Genomic DNA, 18,600 nt, shown 5'->3' with positions numbered 1-18,600 from the left:
TATTAATATATAGAACTGTTTACTAAAAAATGTAGTAATGATATTTGCTAAAAAAGGCCTAGCAGGGTGTACCTGATAGGCCTAAGTACAGCTGAATATCGACAGAGTATTTAGCATGCTCAGCACATTTGGCATATCGCATTGCTACATACTCTGCTATCGAACAGCGGCTTTAGATAGTACGGGCGAACTCTTGAATTTCAAAGACTTCGATCTTATCGCCAGCTTCGACATCATAGCCACGAACGGCCAGACCACATTCCATACCAGTACGTACTTCATTGACGTCTTCTTTATAGCGACGTAATGATTGCAATTGACCAGTAAAGATAACTTGGTCATCACGCAATACGCGGATAGGTTTGTTGCGATAGATTGTACCTTCAACCACCATACAACCAGCAGCCGCACCAAACTTACTAGAGCGGAATACTTCACGAACGTCTGCAACACCAAGGATTTTCTCACGATGTTCAGGAGCAAGCATACCGCTCATTGCAGATTTCACATCATCGATCAAACCATAGATGACACTATAGTAGCGAATATCCATGTTAGCAGTATCTGCTTTACGGCGTGCGGTGGCATCTGCACGGACATTGAAGCCTAACAATACCGCTTCGCTAGATTCTGCAAGTGTTACGTCAGACTCAGAGATAGGACCAACGCCTGAACTGATGACTCTGACTTTTACTTCATCAGTAGACAATTCATTTAGGGCAGCTAGTAGTGCTTCAAGTGAACCACGTACGTCTGTTTTCAATACAATGTTCAAGAATGACACATCGCCTTGACCCATTTGATCGAACATACTCTCTAAACGCATGGCATTTTGACGTTCAAGTTGACGCTCACGCTCACGGTTGGTTCTAAAGTCCGCAACTTCGCGAGCTTTTTTCTCATCCGTCACAACTAGGAACTCGCTACCAGCAGCAGGTGTTTCAGGCAAGCCCAAAATCTCTACAGGAATCGACGGACCAGCTGACTTGATACGTTGGCCATGCTCGTCAGTTAGTGCACGAACTTTACCATAATGCTCACCAGCTAGAACCAAGTCGCCTTGTTTCAATGTCCCTTTCTTAACTAGGACACTAACAACAGGACCACGACCCTTTTCAAGTCTTGATTCAATAACCACGCCTTGTGCAGCACCGTCTAGTGGCGCTTCTAGCTCCATTAACTCAGCTTGTAAGCTAATAAATTCTAGTAAGTCATCAATACCTTCACCAGTTTTGGCTGAGATACGTGCCATTGGTGTATCACCACCCCATTCTTCTGAGATGACTTCTTTCGTTGTCAATTCATTAAGAACACGGTCAGGATCAGCGCCTGGTTTATCCATTTTGTTGATAGCGACAATGATTGGCGTACCAGCAGCACGTGCATGATCAATCGCTTCTGCCGTTTGCGGCATCATGCCATCATCAGCTGCGACAACAAGTACAACAATATCAGTCGCCTGAGCACCACGTGAACGCATGGCGCTAAAGGCCGCGTGACCTGGGGTGTCAAGGAAAGTAATAACACCGCGCTCGGTTTTTACGTGGTAAGCACCGATATGCTGAGTAATACCACCCGCTTCACCATTCGCAACTTTCGTTTCACGAATTTTATCAAGCAGTGATGTCTTACCGTGATCGACGTGGCCCATGATCGTCACTACTGGCGGACGAGTTTGAACGTTACTGCTACGCTCATCAACCGCATCTTGTAGATCGTCTTCCACTTTAGTATCACTGACTGGTACTGGGTTATGACCCATTTCTTCAACCAGCAAACTTGCAGTTGCTTGATCAATCGTGTCTGATTCACGAGCCATTTCGCCCATTTTCATGAGTAATTTGGTGACTTCGCGAGCTTTAACCGCCATACGCTGTGCAAGATCAGCAACTGAAATTTGCTCGCTAATTTCGACATCATAAACGATTTTTTCGACTGGTTTTTCAAATTTATGCTGTGAAGCTTGTGTTGAACGCAAACCATTTTTACGGTTTTTGATTTCACGCTCATCTTGATTCTTACGACGACGACCGCGGGTACCCGTGCTATTTGCACCACGTTTGATTTCGCGACGTTCTTTTTCAAATGATTCTTCTAATGCATCACCGACCAGACCTTCAGCCAATGGTTCATCTTTACGTACTTCAGTAACAGGCTCACGGTCGGTATATTTACCAGCCATTTTACGCATTTGCTCAAGTGTACGTTTTTGTGCTTCTTCAGCTTGAGTACGGCGGGTCTCTAATTCGATTTCACGCAGACGCGCTTCTTCTTTCTCACGCGTTTCGCGAGCTTTACGCTCAGCAGCGGTTTCCACTTTAGGCTTAGTAGCAGCAACTTTTTTCTTTGGCTGCTCTTTAGGCTTAACTTCAACAGTGGCTTTGCTCGCTTTACCGCCTTTTTTAACGACAACTGACGTAGAGATATCATCGTTTTTGTCGTCTGATTTTTTGCTAGATCCTAGACTTGCACGCATCGCTGCTAAGGTTGCCGCTTGACGCTCTTCCGCTTTTTTCTTAGTAGCGGCACGTTCTTCGGCTTCTTTAGCGGCACGTTCTTGAGACTCAATGAGAGCCTGCTCGCGCGCTGCTAGTTCTTCAGCCATTTTTTCTGGATCAGGCTTTTCGAATACTTTCTTCTTACGCACTTCAACATTGACGCTCTTAGATTTGCCCGAAGAGCCAGTCACACGCGCGGTACTAGTGGTCTTAGACTTCAGACTAATACGACGCTTTTCTTGTTGACCATGACTTTGTTTTAAATACGTCACCAGCTTTTCTTGCTCAAGCTCGGTGACTAAGTCATCCTCTGCGCGAGCAGGCAGGCCAGCATCTACTAATTGCTGCTTTACAGCACTTGTAGTTTTGCCTACCATTTCTGCCAGTTCTTTGACGGTCTTATCTGCCATTTATTATCACCTACTGTCTATTATTTGCTATATGTTCAATTCAGTTGTTGGCTACAAATGATTGGGTTAAGGCTGATATTTATAAATAGATATCAGCACTTTATTCTCAATAGCATATCACCAAAAGACAGCGATATGCAGTTACCGCTTATTCATCGAACCAAGATTCCCGAGCTTTCATGATGAGTTTTCCTGCAGTTTCAGAGTCTAATCCTTCGATATCTTCTAGATCGAAGACGGCTTGTTCTGCCAAGTCATCAACGGTAATAATGTCTTTTTGTGCCATTTTATAGGCCCAGCTGACTGTCATACCTTCAAGCTCTTGGAGCTCTTGACTTGGCTCTTTCATGTTCTGTTGTTTGACCAGCTCGTCAGCAATGACGACGTCTTTAGCACGTTCTTGAATCATATCGATTGCTTCATCATCTAAGCCTTCGATGTCATAGAAGGTCTCAACGGGCACATAGGCGACTTCTTCGATACTGGTAAAACCGATATCAACCAATGCCTGTGCTAAGTCTTGATCAACTTCTAAGCGCTCATAAAATAATTCGATGAATGCCTTTGATTCGTTTTCTTGACGCTGTTTGTATTCTTCTTCAAGCATCATATTTAGCTTATAACCAGTCAACTCAGAGGCTAGACGTACATTCTGACCTTGAGAGCCAATAGCACGCGCCAACTGATCATTAGTGCTAAAGATAATATCTGCTGTTTGAGTATCTTCATCTAAGATGATGCTGCTGACATCAGCTGGCTCTAAAGAGCTGATGATGAACTGAGCAGGATCATCTGACCATACCACGACATCGATACGCTCACCGTCTAATTCTTGCTGTACTGCTTGGATACGTGTACCACGCATACCAATACAGGCACCGACTGGGTCAATACGATGATCGTTGGTCTTCACGGCTATTTTAGCACGGGTGCCAGGCAAGCGAGCGACGTTACGGATTTCAATAATTTGTTCTGCGATCTCTGGTACTTCTTTTTGCATCAATGCTGATAGCATTTCAGGATGCGTACGAGACAACAATAACTGTGCACCGCGGTTTTCACGGTTTACATGGTACAAGATGGCGTTGATACGTGATTTTGCACGCAGCTGCTCACGTGGCAACATTTGATCGCGTGACAAGTAACCTTCAGCATTGTCACCCAAATCTATGATATAGCCATCACGAGTCTGTTTTTTGACTTCGCCATACATCATCTCACCAACACGCGGCTCGAAAGCGTCTGCAACTAGTGCACGCTCAGCTTCACGAATCTTTTGGATGATGACCTGTTTGGCTTGAGTAGCAGCAATACGACCAAATTCGATTGATTCAATTTGCTCTTCTTTAATATCACCAATTGACCATTCTTCTTGATCAAGATCGGTGATAGCAAGCTGACAAGCTGGCATTTCATGGTCTTCATCTGCAACCACTGTCCAGTAACGATAAGTATCGTAATCGCCAGTTGCACGGTCAATAGCTACTCGCACAGCCACTTCTGGCTGCTCGGTATATACTTTTTTCTTGGTCGATACCACCAAAGCGTCTTCTATGGCTTCAAAGATATCTTCAGGATTTAAGCCCTTTTCATTACTGACAGTTTCTACTACCGTTAAGATTTCACGACTCATGCTATACCTGTCCTATCATTTTTTAATTGACTTAAATTTTATAATTTGGGTGTTGCTATTATATAGTTACTATAAGCCACATAAGCTATTTGAAGATGACACTGCTAATCTATGAGCAGCTGCCTAATAATATGTATTTAGGCATCTTCGTAAACTAAGTTGGCTTTATCAATATTACTTAACGCAATCTCAAACTGCTCACCATCGCTTGACGTCAGTTTTAAAGCTTTATCATCGATACTATCTAATGTACCTGTTGCTTTACGACGTTTTTGATCACCTGTGCCGATAGCTTGAATCAAACGTAAGCTGACTGTTTGACCAACATAGGCATGCATTTGCTCATCTGAGAAAAATGCACGGTCAAAACCAGGTGAAGACACTTCTAAGATATATTCACCAGCAATAGGATCATGAACTTCGAGAATACCGCTTACTTGATGGTTCACTGCGGCACAGTCTTCGATAGTAACGTGTTTATCTTGGGCTTGCTCTTCTGGCAGTGCCTCAATATAAATGCGCAATAAAGAGCGGCGGCCTTGTGGCGCAAATTCTATACCCCATAGCGACACATCGCAAGCGGCCACAGCAGGGGCAATAATATTAGTCAGTTCTGCAACTTTAGTCGAAAGCTTCATAATCTCTTTGTCTTTTCCTATTCGCTTATCTATCGTACTTAGTAAACCGTATCAAAGCTTTGCTCTTTTCGTACTTATATATAGTAAGAATTACGGTCATTATATAATGGCAAACCACAAACATATAACAGGTGTTGTGCGTTTATATAGGGACGAGCCTAAAAAACATCAAGCTCAGCCAAACAATGCTTTTATTAGTTATAAAGCACTACTATCGATAAAAGCGTGAGGAATAAAAGATAGTGTTGCTTAAGGAGCATCGTGCCAGTGGCGGCCGATGATGACCAGTGACGAGTAATATCGTACTCTATAGACCTAGAGCTTAGCATAAGTAGGATAGATACCGCGATAACACTGACCTTCAGATACAAAAAAACCCACAAACATTATGGTGGGTTAATCGGTACTGACAAATTTAGTGTACAAAACATCAGTATAAAAAGTGGTAGCGGGGGCTGGATTTGAACCAACGACCTTCGGGTTATGAGCCCGACGAGCTACCAGACTGCTCCACCCCGCATCAATCTAGAACGCATATTATAGGGAGATAATGTAGAAGTGTCAACACTTTATTTAAAATAATTATAAATTAAGTGGTTACTACTAAAAATCCAACCTGACGCTATGCTGCGTCTGTGAAACTTGGTGCGATTGGGGGGACTTGAACCCCCACAGCTTTCGCCACCACCCCCTCAAGATGGCGTGTCTACCATTCCACCACAATCGCATTTTACTACCCTGTTCTCTAACTTCCTATCTACTATATATAATGCGTAAGGTAGGCATTAATAGATAAGGACTTGCGAAAACAGAAAAGCATTGTAAATGTAACCTACCAAAATAGCAAGCGCTGACTACTCAAAAGCCACTTATTCAGGATTTTGTGTCAATGGACGCGGCGTTTGCGGCGCTGATACTGGCGCATCTAGACGAAATTGATCTTCTGCTTGCTTACGCGCATGAACAGCCAACGTCATACTGGTAATAAAGAATATGACCGTCAATACTGCAGTCGCACGTGTCAAAAAGTTGGCGGTTCCCGCTGCACCAAATACTGTACCTGATGAACCGGCACCAAAAGAAGCCCCAGCATCTGCCCCTTTACCATGCTGTATCAAAATCAAGCCGATCATGGCAATGGCCACGATAATATGCAGGGCTAATATAAACGTAAACATGGTGGCCTCTTTTGCCGCGTAATGACGACTGATAACGGAAAATAAAACGTAAGGTTAATAAAAATAATGACTAGCATCTCATGATGCCAAATCGATTATATAAATAAGGCGCATTGTACACGATTGCAAGGGTACTGTTAAACCTACTTTTACCAACTGGTAAAACCATACTGCCTATCAGCTATGATACTGATATCTGAGCGTTATTTATTCGATTAAGCATTCACTTGACCAAAAGCATCAGCGATCGCTAAGAAGCTATCTGCTTTTAATGAGGCGCCGCCAACCAAAGCACCATCAATCATAGCGTCAGAAGCAAAGCTATCGGCATTACCAGCATTGACACTACCGCCATACAGTACGGTAATCGTATCTGCTATGTCAGCAAATCCCGCAACGGTTTGCTTGATATGCTGATGAGTCTTACTCACTTCTGCCACAGTCGGCACTTTGCCAGTACCAATTGCCCAGACAGGTTCGTAAGCGACGAGTAGCTTTTCAGATAACGATGCTGCTAAATCTGGTTGCTGAACAAGCATATCTTTAATCACTGAGAGTTGTTCATTGATAACGTCAAGTGTTTGGCCATTATCATACTGTTCTTGCGTTTCGCCGATACAGAACACCACGCCAAGATTCTGAGAAAACGCATGAGACAGTTTATTTATTAGACAATCATGAGATTCTTTATGATACTGGCGACGCTCAGAGTGACCAAGTATTGTCCAAGTGGCTCCTGTATCTGCGACTTGCTGTGCTGAGCAGTCTCCCGTGTAAGCGCCTGTGCTTGCACTATGAGCGCTCACGTCTTGAGCGGCACTGACTATTGAACTATTTGCTAAGCGTGCACTGACTGCGGCCAAATGAATACAGCTTGGTGCTACCATCAATTTGCATTGACTACTAGAGGTTGGCGTTTTAGCTTGATTTTTAGCATCAACCTTAGTCAGCAGGTCATCTAACAGCGCATCAACATCATGGCTAGTTGCTGGATTCTGTTTCCAATTACCGATCACCCAAGCTTGCATACTTATTTACCTTGTCTCATGTATTCGCGCCAATTCGGCTCATATGCGCGCCAGTATAACAAATAATTCGTAAGTGCTATAGTAGTGTACCGCCAGAAGCAGCGGTGCTTTTCAATACCTATGTTCAAGAATGACAGCTAAAAGCAGAGATTTTGATGTATTGATTGTTTAATCGTTTGTAGAAAGTCTTTAAACTAAAATCAAGTAAAGTTGTATATTGTGTTTAACAGAAATTAAATATTATTAAACGCTTTATAAGTTATTACGAAAGAAGTAAAAATAACTTGCTGAATCAAAATACGTATCGATTACCGCAAATATATTGAAACATATATAGTAGTTTGTATTCTAAAGCGGTGTGAAAACCCTTTATCAAGGAGAGGTCATAATGTCTATTACAACCAGTAAATATGGTGGTCTGGCGCAGCAGCTCATCAGTGATGGTGTCGTTAGCGAAGCAAATATGAAAACGGCACAGATTGAGTCGCAGCAGCAGCAAATAGGGCTAGTGCCGTACCTTGTAGACAATAAACTGGCTGATTCTTATCACCTTGCTCAAATGTTATCACAAGCCTTTGGCGATCCCTTATTCGATCTCGATGCACTCAGCACTGATGTCATTCCAAAGGACTTAGTCGATGAAAAAATTGTTCGTAAGTTTAATGCATTGCCACTATTTAAACGCGGACAACGCTTATTTGTAGCGCTAAGTGATCCAACTCGTGTCGATGCTATTGATGCCATTGCCTTTAATTCTCGCTTGTCTATTGAAACGATTGTTGTTGAAGAAAACAAGCTAAAAAAGCGTATCGAAAGCGTTTACGCTGATACGATGCAAAGCTTTGATAGCTTCTCCAACAGTGACTTAAACGTTGACTTTGAAGATGGTGATGAAGGTAACGATGACGGTGAAACAAAGCTTAGCGATGGGGTCGATGAGGCACCTGTTGTAAAATTCGTCAATAAAATGCTGGTCGATGCCATTCGCATGGGCGCCTCTGATCTGCATTTTGAACCTTACGAAAAATCTTTCCGAGTACGTTTTCGTGTTGATGGCGTGATGGAAAAGATAGCCAATCCGCCAGTCCAACTGGCCAACAAAATCGCAGCTCGATTAAAAGTCATGTCACAGATGGATATCTCGGAACGCAGGGTGCCGCAAGATGGACGTATCAAGCTCAAAATCTCTAAAACTAAGGCGATCGACTTCCGGGTAAACTCGTTACCGACCTTATTCGGTGAAAAAATTGTTTTACGTATCCTAGATCCTTCATCAGCCATGCTCGGTATTGATGCGCTAGGGTATGAACCCGATCAACAGGAGATGTTTTTAGAAGCCTTACACAAACCACAAGGCATGCTGCTGATTACTGGCCCCACTGGTTCTGGTAAGACAGTCTCTCTTTATACGGGTATCAATATTTTAAACACTGGTGCCACCAACATCTCAACAGCTGAAGACCCTGTGGAGATTAACCTTGAGGGTATCAATCAAGTCAATGTCAACGCTAAGGTCGGCCTAACCTTTGCTAATGCGCTCAAATCTTTTTTGCGTCAAGATCCTGATATTGTCATGGTTGGTGAGATTCGTGACTTGGAGACTGCAGAGATCGCTATTAAAGCGGCACAAACAGGACACATGGTACTCTCAACCCTACATACCAACTCAGCACCCGAGACGTTGACGCGTTTGCGTAATATGGGTGTGGCTTCTTTTAACATTGCAACGTCAGTCAACCTAGTCATTGCCCAACGTTTGGCGCGGCGGTTATGCAAAAACTGTAAGAAACCGATTAATCTTCCACGGCAAAGCCTACTAGAGATAGGCTTTACTGATACAGACTTGGACAATTCAGACAATGTGATTTATGAGCCAGTAGGCTGCAATGAATGCCGTGAAGGTTACAAAGGTCGTGTGGGTATTTATGAGGTGATGAAGGTCAGCCCCGACATCTCACGTATCATTATGGAAGATGGCAATGCCATAGATATCAAAGATGCGGCGCTCAAAAACGGTTTTCGAGATCTGCGCCGTTCTGGGGTTTTAAAAGTTCTGCAAGGTGTCACCAGTATTCAAGAAATGATGCGCGTTACTTCTGAATAAGTCGCATAAATATTAAGCCGTATAATAAACTATTAATCTTCTAGTATTTTGCTTTCTGAAGACTTCAAAATTAGAAATACTATCTAATAGATATATCTAAAAATAAAACAGATAGACACTGGTTTTTTGCGCTAAAATAAAGTATGCCAGCCAACGATTTTGTCTGGTATTCTGCTTTATGTTTGCAATATCTATATTAGACAATTTCGAGGGTAGTAATATGGCAAAAGCTAAGACTGACATGCTGTTGGACTTTGTCTATGATGGCGTAAACCGACGCGGGCAAAAGGTGAAAGGTGAAACCACTAGTCGTAGCTTAGAGTTAGCCAAAGCAACTTTGCGCAAGCAAGGGATCACGGTTAAAGGTATTAAAAAGAAACCAAAACCGCTCTATACCTTCAAAAAATCAATTAAAGCCATTGATATTGCGATTTTTGCTCGGCAGTTAGCAACAATGATGAAAGCAGGTGTACCGCTGACTCAGTCCTTTGAAATTGTAGCAGATTCGCTTGATAATCCGAGTATGAAAGACTTGGTGCTACAAATCAAAGCCGATATCGAAGCAGGTGGCACCTTTGCTTCCGCCCTACGTAAACATCCTCGTTACTTTGATGATCTATTCTGCTCACTTGTCGAATCTGGCGAACAATCTGGTGCACTAGAGACCATGCTTGAGCGCGTAGCGACTTATAAAGAAAAAAGCGAACTACTAAAAGCAAAGATTAAAAAAGCAATGAAATATCCCATTGCTGTTATCGTGGTGGCTATTATTGTTACCATGATTCTATTAATAAAAGTAGTGCCTGTGTTCTCGGACTTATTTAGTTCATTTGGTGCAGAGCTGCCTGCCTTTACCCAAATGGTGGTTAATATGTCTGAGTGGATGCAGTCTTGGTGGTTTATTTTAATTATTTTAATTGGTGGAGCTATTATCGGATTTTCAGAAGCCAAAAAACGCTCAAAAAAATTCCGTGACTTTTTAGACCGCGCGATATTAAAAGCACCAATTTTTGGCAACATCGCTTACCAAGCAATTATTGCACGTTTTGCTCGTACATTATCTACCACTTTTGCCGCTGGTGTTCCCCTCATTGATGCGCTAGATTCTACTGCTGGTGCGACCAACAATGTCGTATTTTATAACGCCACTCAGCAGATCAAAAATGATGTCTCTACTGGTCAGCAACTACAGTTCTCTATACGTTCAACTAACTTATTCCCGAGTCTAGTCATTCAAATGGTAGGTATCGGTGAAGAGTCTGGTAGCTTAGAGGAAATGCTAGATAAAGTCGCTGTCTATTATGAGAATGAGGTCGACAACGCCGTTGATGGTTTAACCAGCTTAATGGAACCACTCATTATGGCTGTACTGGGTGTATTGGTCGGTGGTCTGGTCATTGCCATGTACTTACCAATCTTCCAAATGGGCTCAGTCGTAGGATAATGATTTAATGCAATTTATAACGTTACTACAAGAAAATATAACTTTAGCTTTGGTCATATTTGGTTTATTAGGTCTTTGTATTGGCAGTTTTTTAAATGTTGTGATTCATCGTATACCGCTTATGATGATTTATGGTTGGCGACAAGAATGTAGCCAATTTATGATTGAACAGGCAGATATGCCACGCGAGCATACGCTACCCATAGCGAATATCGTAGCTGCTGACCAACCCATTACTTTGAGTCGACCTGCCTCACGCTGCCCCCATTGCGCTCATAAGATCAGATGGTATGAAAACATACCCTTAATCAGCTGGCTGGCACTAAGAGGGCGCTGTTCAAACTGCAAAGCTGCTATTGGTCTGCGTTATCCTGTAGTTGAGCTAGTAACCGCCTTACTATCGGTGCTCGTGATCTACAAATTCGGCGTCAATGCAACTGGATTGTCAGCGCTCGTCCTAGTGTGGACACTAGTGGCTCTAACAGGTATTGATTTTGATACGCAGCTATTACCCGATCGCCTGACTTTTCCACTAGCAGGTCTAGGATTGGCGGTCAACTCACAAGGCTGGTTTGTCTCGCCAACGCAGTCGATATGGGGACTACTCTTTGGATTTTTATCCCTGTGGATCGTCGTCAAAGTATTCTACTTAATCACTAAGAAACATGGGATGGGTCAAGGTGATTTTAAATTATTAGCAGTATTAGGTGCTTGGCTCGGACCCATGATGTTGCCACTCATTATTTTATTATCATCCTTACTTGGGTCAATCATCGGGATAATTTTGATGAAAAAGCAAGGTGAGAGCAGGCCTTTTGCTTTTGGTCCTTACATTGCTATCGCGGGCATTGTTGCTTTGTTATACGGCTCAGATATCGTCAGCTGGTATCTCGGTATGTATACTTACTAAGTCTTGATAGTAAGTTTTTTACCCTAATCTATAGGCACAATTATTGATAAGCAATTTCTTCATTAGTCACTGCTTTTACTACCTCTGTCAAATAAGCCATCGTTATGTCAAATAAAGCCGCACAATTTTATTTACGTCAACCACAAAATCTACAGATAAAAAACAAGACGCTCGTCGTTGGTTTAACGGGCGGGATCGGTAGTGGCAAATCCGCTGCTAGTGCTTGGTTTGCTGAGCAAGGGATCGATATTATCGATGCCGATGTGATCTCTCATGAGATCGTTACTAAAGGCAGCGACACTCTGCGCAAAATCCAAAAAAGATTCGGTGATTGGGTATTAAGTGGTGATGGGTCAATGGATAGAGCCGCTGTACGCTCGCATGTATTTGCAAACCCTGAAGCGCTTATTGAGCTTGAGGCGATCACGCATCCAGCGATACGTGAGACAGCGAAAGCACAGTTAGAGTCTAGTACCTCACCTTATGTGGTATTGTCCGCACCTCTACTCATTGAGGGAGCTGAAGCAGGTCTTGCCAATTTGTGTCAACGTATCCTTGTGATGGATGCTACCGAAGACACGCAACTTGCGCGTGCCAGTCAGCGTGATGATCAAAGCATACAGAAAATCAAAGCCATTATGACCAACCAGCTCAGTCGTGAAGAGCGCAATCGTCATGCAGACGATGTCATACTCAACGAGAGCGACCTTGCCTCTCTATACTTACAGCTAGAACCCCTACACCAAGAGTACCTTACGCTTGCCCAGCAGCTAAAGTTCGCTGGCGATTAACCTCGTATAGAGCCATACCAGTAGCGACGCTTACGTTTAAGCTTTGTAGATTACCGTGCTCGTTCCCTGACATCGGAATATAGACCAGCTCATCGCAGCTCTCCATTGTTAGGCGGCGCATCCCCTCTCCTTCTGACCCCATGATGATGGCGGTTTTACCAGTCAGATCAGCGGCGTGGATAGGCTTCGCATCGGCATTGAGCGCCGTACCAAACACAAATACTCCTGCGTTTTTGATTTGTGAAAGTGTACGTGCCAAATTGGTGACACTAATAATTGGCATCATTTCTGAGGCACCAACCGATACTTTAGCGACTGTGGGCGTCAGGCTTGCTGCATGGTGCTTCGGACAAACCACGGCATCCACACCCATTGCTACGGCTGTACGTAAGCAAGCGCCAAAGTTATGCGCGTCTGTGATTTGATCTAACACTAGCAATAAGCACTGTTCGCGACCAATAATGGTATCAAGCAGACCTTCATCAGCAAAACCTAGCGGACGAGCATTGAGTACCACGCCTTGATGCTGCGGGCTACCACATAGCTGTGTCAGCTTATCTTTTTGGGTCGGCTGGATGCTAATGCCATTGGCTTCCGCCTCAGCCATAATCGCTTGTACATGACTGTCACTTTCGCGTCCCTGTTGCACAAACAAGCTAAGACCATCCAAAGGGCGGTGTTTAAGTAACGCATCAATGGCATGAATGCCGTAAAAATAAATGGGTTTTGCCATAATAGGCCTATTAAATATCAGGTGGATATCGCGCTAAGCGATGGAATAAGAAGAATATTATCGACGTTGAGCACTGCAACTCGTTGCCAATGAGGGAGCGATTAAGTCAGCACTAAAAACAGAAATAAACAATATCAACCTGATATTGTTTATTGTTTGGTCATTAAGATTTGATGGCGTTAGCTGTTCAATAATGATACTAGCTTAACTGTACCCAATGTCAACTTAATCGCATTGTTGCCAATATCAACCTTCTAAATGGCAGACATACTGAACAATTTCTTCGGTACGTAGATTGAAACCGCTATTGCCTTCGACAACAAACGATTGACCAGCACGGTAGTAGCTAAACTCGTCATCACCATTAATTTTCACTTCACACTCGCCGCCAGTGATTTCAATACGCTCGGATGTATTGGTGCTAAAGTGATAATGCTCAACCAAGTTATCACAAGGTAAGATCACGCCCAAGGTTTTGTGACGACCGTCTTCAAACATAATGGTATGGCTGGAACAGCGACCATCATAAGATACTGTCGCTTGGGCATTAACTGTTACGTTAGTAAATTGCGCCGCTGTCATAGTGGCTTCCTTATCAAATAATTATGGTAAAACTAAAAAATAAGTAACTGGTTACCGCTAGAGCTGCGTCATCGACACACCTCTCTGCACTAAGTACGGTATCCTTCTCTACTAGATATCTGCGTGCTAAGAGTAGCCACAGGTTCTATGAAAACGCTTTGGAATAATGACTGATTGGCATACTCTTCTCACTATACGCCTGTAATTTTACAAAATCATGACTCGTTGTCATGCACCGTATTTCATCAATATAACAAGAAGAGTTTATCATTATGTGAGATTATGCTACCACATTATCTCTATAAAGTTTGTTAAAGCGACTAGGAAAATACTGTTTAATGCTAAGCTCAAATGGACTTATTTATCTGCTTTTGTGCCATTAACGCATCATTATACTGGGTCTATTTTTATGAATTTTGTCCGAGATCACGCTTAGTATATAGGCATCATTTTGCTATAATCAACCCTCTTAATGATTGATATTACAGCGATTACTCATTACCAGTTTTTGATAATTTTGTGGTAATCTTCCAATCAAAAATTCGATTATACACTCCCTTAATGTTTGTATTTAAGCACATTTAGCACCATACTGTTTGCCTACAATATTTATCTATTTAGTGTCGTTAAATAGATAAATTCATTTCTTTATTTACCTTATTTTATAGATGGCTTCTTGAGATTTATACGAAGTTCATTGTCTGTCATGAGAGGCGTTGATGCTAGTATCATTAACTTTACATCAGTTTGCGTTGATCGCTCAGCATGAGCTGAGTGTCGCTGAAGGCTTCAATGTCATCACTGGTGAAACAGGGGCTGGCAAGTCGTTATTGCTAGATGCACTATCCTTGTGTGTCGGCGCACGCGCAGACAGCGCGATGGTCAGACATGGCGCAGACAATGCAGACATTTATGCTCAGTTTGATGTAGAGAATAACAGCGTCATTGCCGAATGGTTTGCCAAAAACGATCGGGCGCTAGACGAGCCTGAAGTACTTATTCGGCGGCAGCTGAGCAACACTGGTCGCTCAAAAGCATGGTTGAATGGTTCGCCCGCCAGTTTGGCTGAGCTAAAAAGTTTGGGCGCATTACTGGTCAATATTCATAGCCAACATGCTCAGCAAGCCTTACTCAAGCCGCAGTTTGTGGTGAATTGGCTCGATGAGATGGCACAAATAACGCCACTCGCGCGTCAGACAGCCAGTAGCTATCAGCAGTATCAGCAGCTAAAGCGTCGCGCTGATGATATTGCAAGTCGCGAGGCTCAGCGTCAAGATCGTATTCAACTTTTACAAAGCCAACTGGCAGACATCACCCCTCTATTGGCTGTGGACTATGCAGAAGTTGAATCTGAGCACGAGGAGCTCTCTAATATTGAAGCCTTAATGCAAGAGGCCAGCCATGGCTTGCATCTGCTCGACAACGATACTGATGAGCCAGATGTGATGACCTTGCTCGGGCAAGCAATCAAGCTTTGCGATCATCAAGTTGGTGTCAGCCAAACCTTTGAGCAAGCCTCTGAACAGCTGCATTTGGCGCAGCAACAAATCACCGAGGTAACGGCGCTACTGTCAGATTATGCCGAGCAGCAGCTACCTGACCCTGAGCGCTTACAAGCATTAGACAACCTCATCAGTTTGGGTCATCGCTTATCACGTAAGCACAACTTGCCAGCGAGCGATTTGATTGATGAAGCAAAAGCGTGGCAAGAGCAATTAGAGCAGCTAGAAAACGAGCCAAGCAGTGATGCGATGGCCGCGCAAATTGAGCAAGCTTGGCAAGACTATCTAGCACTGGCCACCCAGCTAAATCAAGAGCGTACAAAAGCGGCACCAATCATTAGCAAACAGCTTATTGAGCAACTACAACCGCTTGCGTTGCCCAATGCGCGCTGCGAGTTTGTTTTTACCAAAAAGACAGAACCTAGCCAGTACAATGTACACGGATGCTACGATATTGATTTATTGTTCAGTGCCAATGTCGGTATGCCCATGCAGCCACTACATAAAATCGCCTCAGGTGGCGAGCTGTCGCGAATGGCGCTGGTCATGCAAGTCTTGCAAGCAACCAACGCTGATAACAATGCTGCCAAGCCTATTTTGGTATTCGATGAAGTCGATGTCGGTATCAGTGGCGGTACGGCGCAGGTGGTCGGCGAGCTACTACGCGCGCTTGGGCAAACGCAGCAATTGCTCGCGATCACTCACCAAGCACAAGTCGCGGCGCAAGCGCACCAGCATATCTTGGTACAAAAGCATCATCAAGAACAGACCGAAAGTGAGCTGATCATCCTGACCAACAGCGCGCAGGTAGATGAGCTGGCGCGTATGTCTGGTGGCGTTACGATCACTGACGTGACTCGCGATCATGCTCGTAGCTTGCTATCTGATGTCAAATAACATATTAATTGTCGTTAAATCATCCAGCACTATTAATCAAAAAAAGTACTTGTTAAATCTTTGTGGCTATCAATAGCAGTTGGCGTGAATCTTGCTTTTCTATTGGTTATCACCATATAGTGGTCTCTCACCCTTATTATTCGGTTGCGTTTGTTTCTATGTCTAAAACCAATTTGACCCATCATTTCTTAATTGCGGCACCAGAGCTGTCAGACCCAAGGTTTGAACAGGCACTCATTTATATTTGTCGCCATGATAATCACGGTGCACTAGGTCTAATGGTCAATCGTCCGTTAGAGCAGGCGCGAGTGGGTAAACTGCTAGAAGATTTGGATATTGAGGTGACCGATCCGCAAGTGATGGAAGATGTGGCTTTAGAAGGTGGCCCTATGTATCCTGAGGTGGGCTTTGTGCTGCATACTGGTCAGCCTGAATGGGCGTCTTCTTTTGCGATTTCAGAGAATGTCTGCATCACCACCAGCCAAGATATTCTAAAGCGTATCGCGGCAGGTCAAGGCGTCGGTCACTATCAACTGTGCTTGGGTCATGCCAGCTGGGGCAAAAAACAGTTAGACCAAGAACTGGGTAATGGTGATTGGCTCGTTTGCCCTGCCGATCTGACTTTATTGTTTGATACGCCGTTCGAAGAGCGCTGGCAAATCGCCGCTGACAAAATCGGCGTCAACTTTGACTATCTTAGCAGTGACATCGGTCATGCTTAATAGTATACGCTCTATGAATTGTGCTCTATGAATACAGATAAAAAAATAAAGGATAGCCGTCACTATGGTGGATAGTACTTTTATGGTGGATAGCACAGAAGCTACAGATCATGATCTTGATATAAATGGCCTTAACAGTAATGAGTCTAACATCAATGGTCTTAGCGACTCTGAGCCAGAAATAAAGCCGCATCTTATTTTGGCGCTAGATTATGGCGTCAAAAAAATGGGCATGGCGCTCGGTAATAGCTTGACCCAAACCGCACGCGCTTTTGATATCTTAGCGATGAATAATGGTCAGCCAGACTGGGACAACCTTATCGGTATCATCAAGGTTTGGGGGGTGGCACAGGTAGTAGTCGGATTGCCACTTAATATGGATGGCAGTAGCTCCATGCTTTCAAAACGCGCACATAAATTCGCGCGGCGTCTAGCGCATAGAGTCATGGAACAGCACTTGCCAGTAACCGTATCATTATGTGATGAGCGCTTAACCTCTATCGAAGCAAGAGAGATCGCCTGGGAAAACGGCTGGATCAAGCATGAACGTGATCCGATTGATGATATCTCTGCTTGTATCCTGATGTCGACCTACTTTGCGGATCCAAATAGTAGTATCGCTATTGATGCGGTCAAAGCAGACTAATTAGGCAAAATAGGTAGGAGACACTGTTGTCTCTGTCGCACCATTTTGCTACATCGTACCTATTCACAGATAAATGACTGATTACTATGACCACTGCCCTAGACCAAGATTTGCATACTAAGTCGCAACATGGTTTTGCCCCGCTTGCTATCGCTCGTATTAGAGGCGCGCAGCGTGCAAATCAGATAGCGATCTATCTCATTTATGCTGCCATTCTCGCCTTTATAGTATTTGGTACTATTGCCAGTATCAAGATGTTCCATGACAATCAGCTGCTGTATCAACTGTTTTATAACCTTCCCTACGCCTTGGTTGCGCTGACGATTCCCATTACGCTTTATGATGCCTTAGTGATCTATCGTTATCGCTTAAACCAGCCGTCCATGATTGCAACGAGTATTGGCGTATCGACCATTATATTGGTTGGTGGATTACTATTTGCCGATACCGCATGGCTGGGATTATCCTGTTGGCTTGGGGTGGCATTTTTATTTAAAGTCACTTTTAAGCGTTTTTTTAACTTTTTAGACGTGGCGAATACTGACGAAGAGACAGAAACAGTAGACGATCCAACAATCACACCGTGATAAGTAATCAAACAAACGATCCATTCTTAAACCCATTTATTTAGCTTTATGACAATGACTATGACCACTTCCAAACCAGATACTGCCATCGACCATCACTTAGATACGCAAGGGCTGATCTGCCCTGAACCTGTGATGATGCTGCACCGAGTCATCCGCAAAGCAGATAGCGGTGAGGTGATTGAGATATTAGCCACCGATCCTGCTACCACCCGCGATATTCCGAATTTCTGTCGTCATCTGGGTCACGAGCTAATCGGTCAAGAGACGCTGGCTGAAAATGTCAACCTAGATGCT

General features: G+C 43.6%; 15 protein-coding genes, 2 tRNA genes and 1 pseudogene. 9 read left to right on the top strand and 9 right to left on the bottom strand.

The window, feature by feature from the left end:
• Positions 1-172 precede the first annotated feature (172 nt).
• From infB to tpiA, 7 genes are all read right to left on the bottom strand, one after another.
• Positions 173-2,908 carry a translation initiation factor IF-2 gene (gene infB / locus ACHUET_RS00385; protein WP_201599477.1) on the bottom strand — a complete coding sequence of 912 codons (2,736 nt, stop codon included), beginning with the start codon at positions 2,906-2,908 and terminating at the stop codon, positions 173-175.
• A 148-nt stretch (positions 2,909-3,056) separates the two neighbouring features.
• A complete protein-coding gene (gene nusA, locus ACHUET_RS00380; protein ID WP_238035957.1) occupies positions 3,057-4,541 on the bottom strand; it encodes a transcription termination factor NusA in 1,485 nt (494 codons plus the stop codon).
• Between the two features lie 137 nt (positions 4,542-4,678).
• The gene (gene rimP, locus ACHUET_RS00375; protein ID WP_201599475.1) at positions 4,679-5,179 is read right to left on the bottom strand and encodes a ribosome maturation factor RimP; all 501 of its coding nucleotides are present in this window, start codon (positions 5,177-5,179) and stop codon (positions 4,679-4,681) included.
• Positions 5,180-5,622: 443 nt separating this feature from the next.
• Positions 5,623-5,699: transfer RNA gene (locus tag ACHUET_RS00370), tRNA-Met, on the bottom strand.
• Positions 5,700-5,822: 123 nt separating this feature from the next.
• Positions 5,823-5,906, bottom strand: a tRNA-Leu gene (locus ACHUET_RS00365).
• A gap of 142 nt (positions 5,907-6,048) precedes the next feature.
• Entirely contained in the window at positions 6,049-6,357 is a 309-nt protein-coding gene (secG, locus tag ACHUET_RS00360; protein ID WP_021814138.1) for a preprotein translocase subunit SecG, read from the bottom strand.
• Positions 6,358-6,572: 215 nt separating this feature from the next.
• Entirely contained in the window at positions 6,573-7,385 is an 813-nt protein-coding gene (tpiA, locus tag ACHUET_RS00355; RefSeq protein ID WP_394209743.1) for a triose-phosphate isomerase, read from the bottom strand.
• A 388-nt stretch (positions 7,386-7,773) separates the two neighbouring features.
• Here tpiA and pilB point away from each other — a divergent pair, with 388 nt between their 5' ends.
• The 4 genes from pilB (at position 7,774) to coaE (ending at position 12,634) form a co-directional block, all read left to right on the top strand.
• Positions 7,774-9,489, top strand: a complete 1,716-nt coding sequence (gene pilB, locus ACHUET_RS00350) for a type IV-A pilus assembly ATPase PilB (protein WP_394209741.1) — start codon at positions 7,774-7,776, stop codon at positions 9,487-9,489.
• A gap of 220 nt (positions 9,490-9,709) precedes the next feature.
• Complete coding sequence (locus ACHUET_RS00345) at positions 9,710-10,933, top strand: type II secretion system F family protein (RefSeq protein WP_394209739.1); 1,224 nt, start codon at positions 9,710-9,712, stop codon at positions 10,931-10,933.
• A 7-nt stretch (positions 10,934-10,940) separates the two neighbouring features.
• Complete coding sequence (locus ACHUET_RS00340; protein WP_394209737.1) at positions 10,941-11,843, top strand: prepilin peptidase; 903 nt, start codon at positions 10,941-10,943, stop codon at positions 11,841-11,843.
• Positions 11,844-11,947: 104 nt separating this feature from the next.
• On the top strand, positions 11,948-12,634 hold the full coding sequence (coaE, locus tag ACHUET_RS00335; RefSeq protein ID WP_394209735.1) for a dephospho-CoA kinase: 687 nt from the start codon (positions 11,948-11,950) through the stop codon (positions 12,632-12,634).
• Here coaE and rlmB read toward each other — a convergent pair.
• Positions 12,597-13,367 carry a 23S rRNA (guanosine(2251)-2'-O)-methyltransferase RlmB gene (gene rlmB / locus ACHUET_RS00330; protein ID WP_394209733.1) on the bottom strand — a complete coding sequence of 257 codons (771 nt, stop codon included), beginning with the start codon at positions 13,365-13,367 and terminating at the stop codon, positions 12,597-12,599. The two genes, coaE and rlmB, sit on opposite strands and share 38 nt — an antisense overlap.
• 246 nt (positions 13,368-13,613) lie before the next feature.
• Entirely contained in the window at positions 13,614-13,949 is a 336-nt protein-coding gene (gene ppnP, locus ACHUET_RS00325) for a pyrimidine/purine nucleoside phosphorylase (RefSeq protein WP_058023616.1), read from the bottom strand.
• A 719-nt stretch (positions 13,950-14,668) separates the two neighbouring features.
• On the opposite strand from ppnP, the gene recN reads away from it, so the two are divergent.
• From recN to tusA, 5 genes and pseudogenes are all read left to right on the top strand, one after another.
• Positions 14,669-16,348, top strand: a complete 1,680-nt coding sequence (recN, locus tag ACHUET_RS00320) for a DNA repair protein RecN (RefSeq protein ID WP_394209731.1) — start codon at positions 14,669-14,671, stop codon at positions 16,346-16,348.
• Between the two features lie 158 nt (positions 16,349-16,506).
• Positions 16,507-17,070, top strand: coding sequence for a YqgE/AlgH family protein (locus ACHUET_RS00315; protein ID WP_058023618.1), 564 nt, complete (start codon positions 16,507-16,509; stop codon positions 17,068-17,070).
• A 64-nt stretch (positions 17,071-17,134) separates the two neighbouring features.
• Positions 17,135-17,716 carry a Holliday junction resolvase RuvX gene (gene ruvX / locus ACHUET_RS00310; RefSeq protein WP_394209729.1) on the top strand — a complete coding sequence of 194 codons (582 nt, stop codon included), beginning with the start codon at positions 17,135-17,137 and terminating at the stop codon, positions 17,714-17,716.
• An 86-nt stretch (positions 17,717-17,802) separates the two neighbouring features.
• Positions 17,803-18,303, top strand: coding sequence for a hypothetical protein (locus ACHUET_RS00305; protein ID WP_394209727.1), 501 nt, complete (start codon positions 17,803-17,805; stop codon positions 18,301-18,303).
• A gap of 60 nt (positions 18,304-18,363) precedes the next feature.
• Positions 18,364-18,576: pseudogene (tusA, locus tag ACHUET_RS00300) on the top strand (sulfurtransferase TusA); the annotation flags it as partial.
• Positions 18,577-18,600 lie beyond the last annotated feature (24 nt).

It is taken from the genome of Psychrobacter piscatorii (genome assembly GCF_043641605.1).
Taxonomy (GTDB): Bacteria; Pseudomonadota; Gammaproteobacteria; order Pseudomonadales; family Moraxellaceae; genus Psychrobacter; species Psychrobacter piscatorii_C.
The sequence above is the reverse complement of the archived record's forward strand: the minus strand, read 5'-3'. Positions and strand labels throughout refer to the sequence as shown.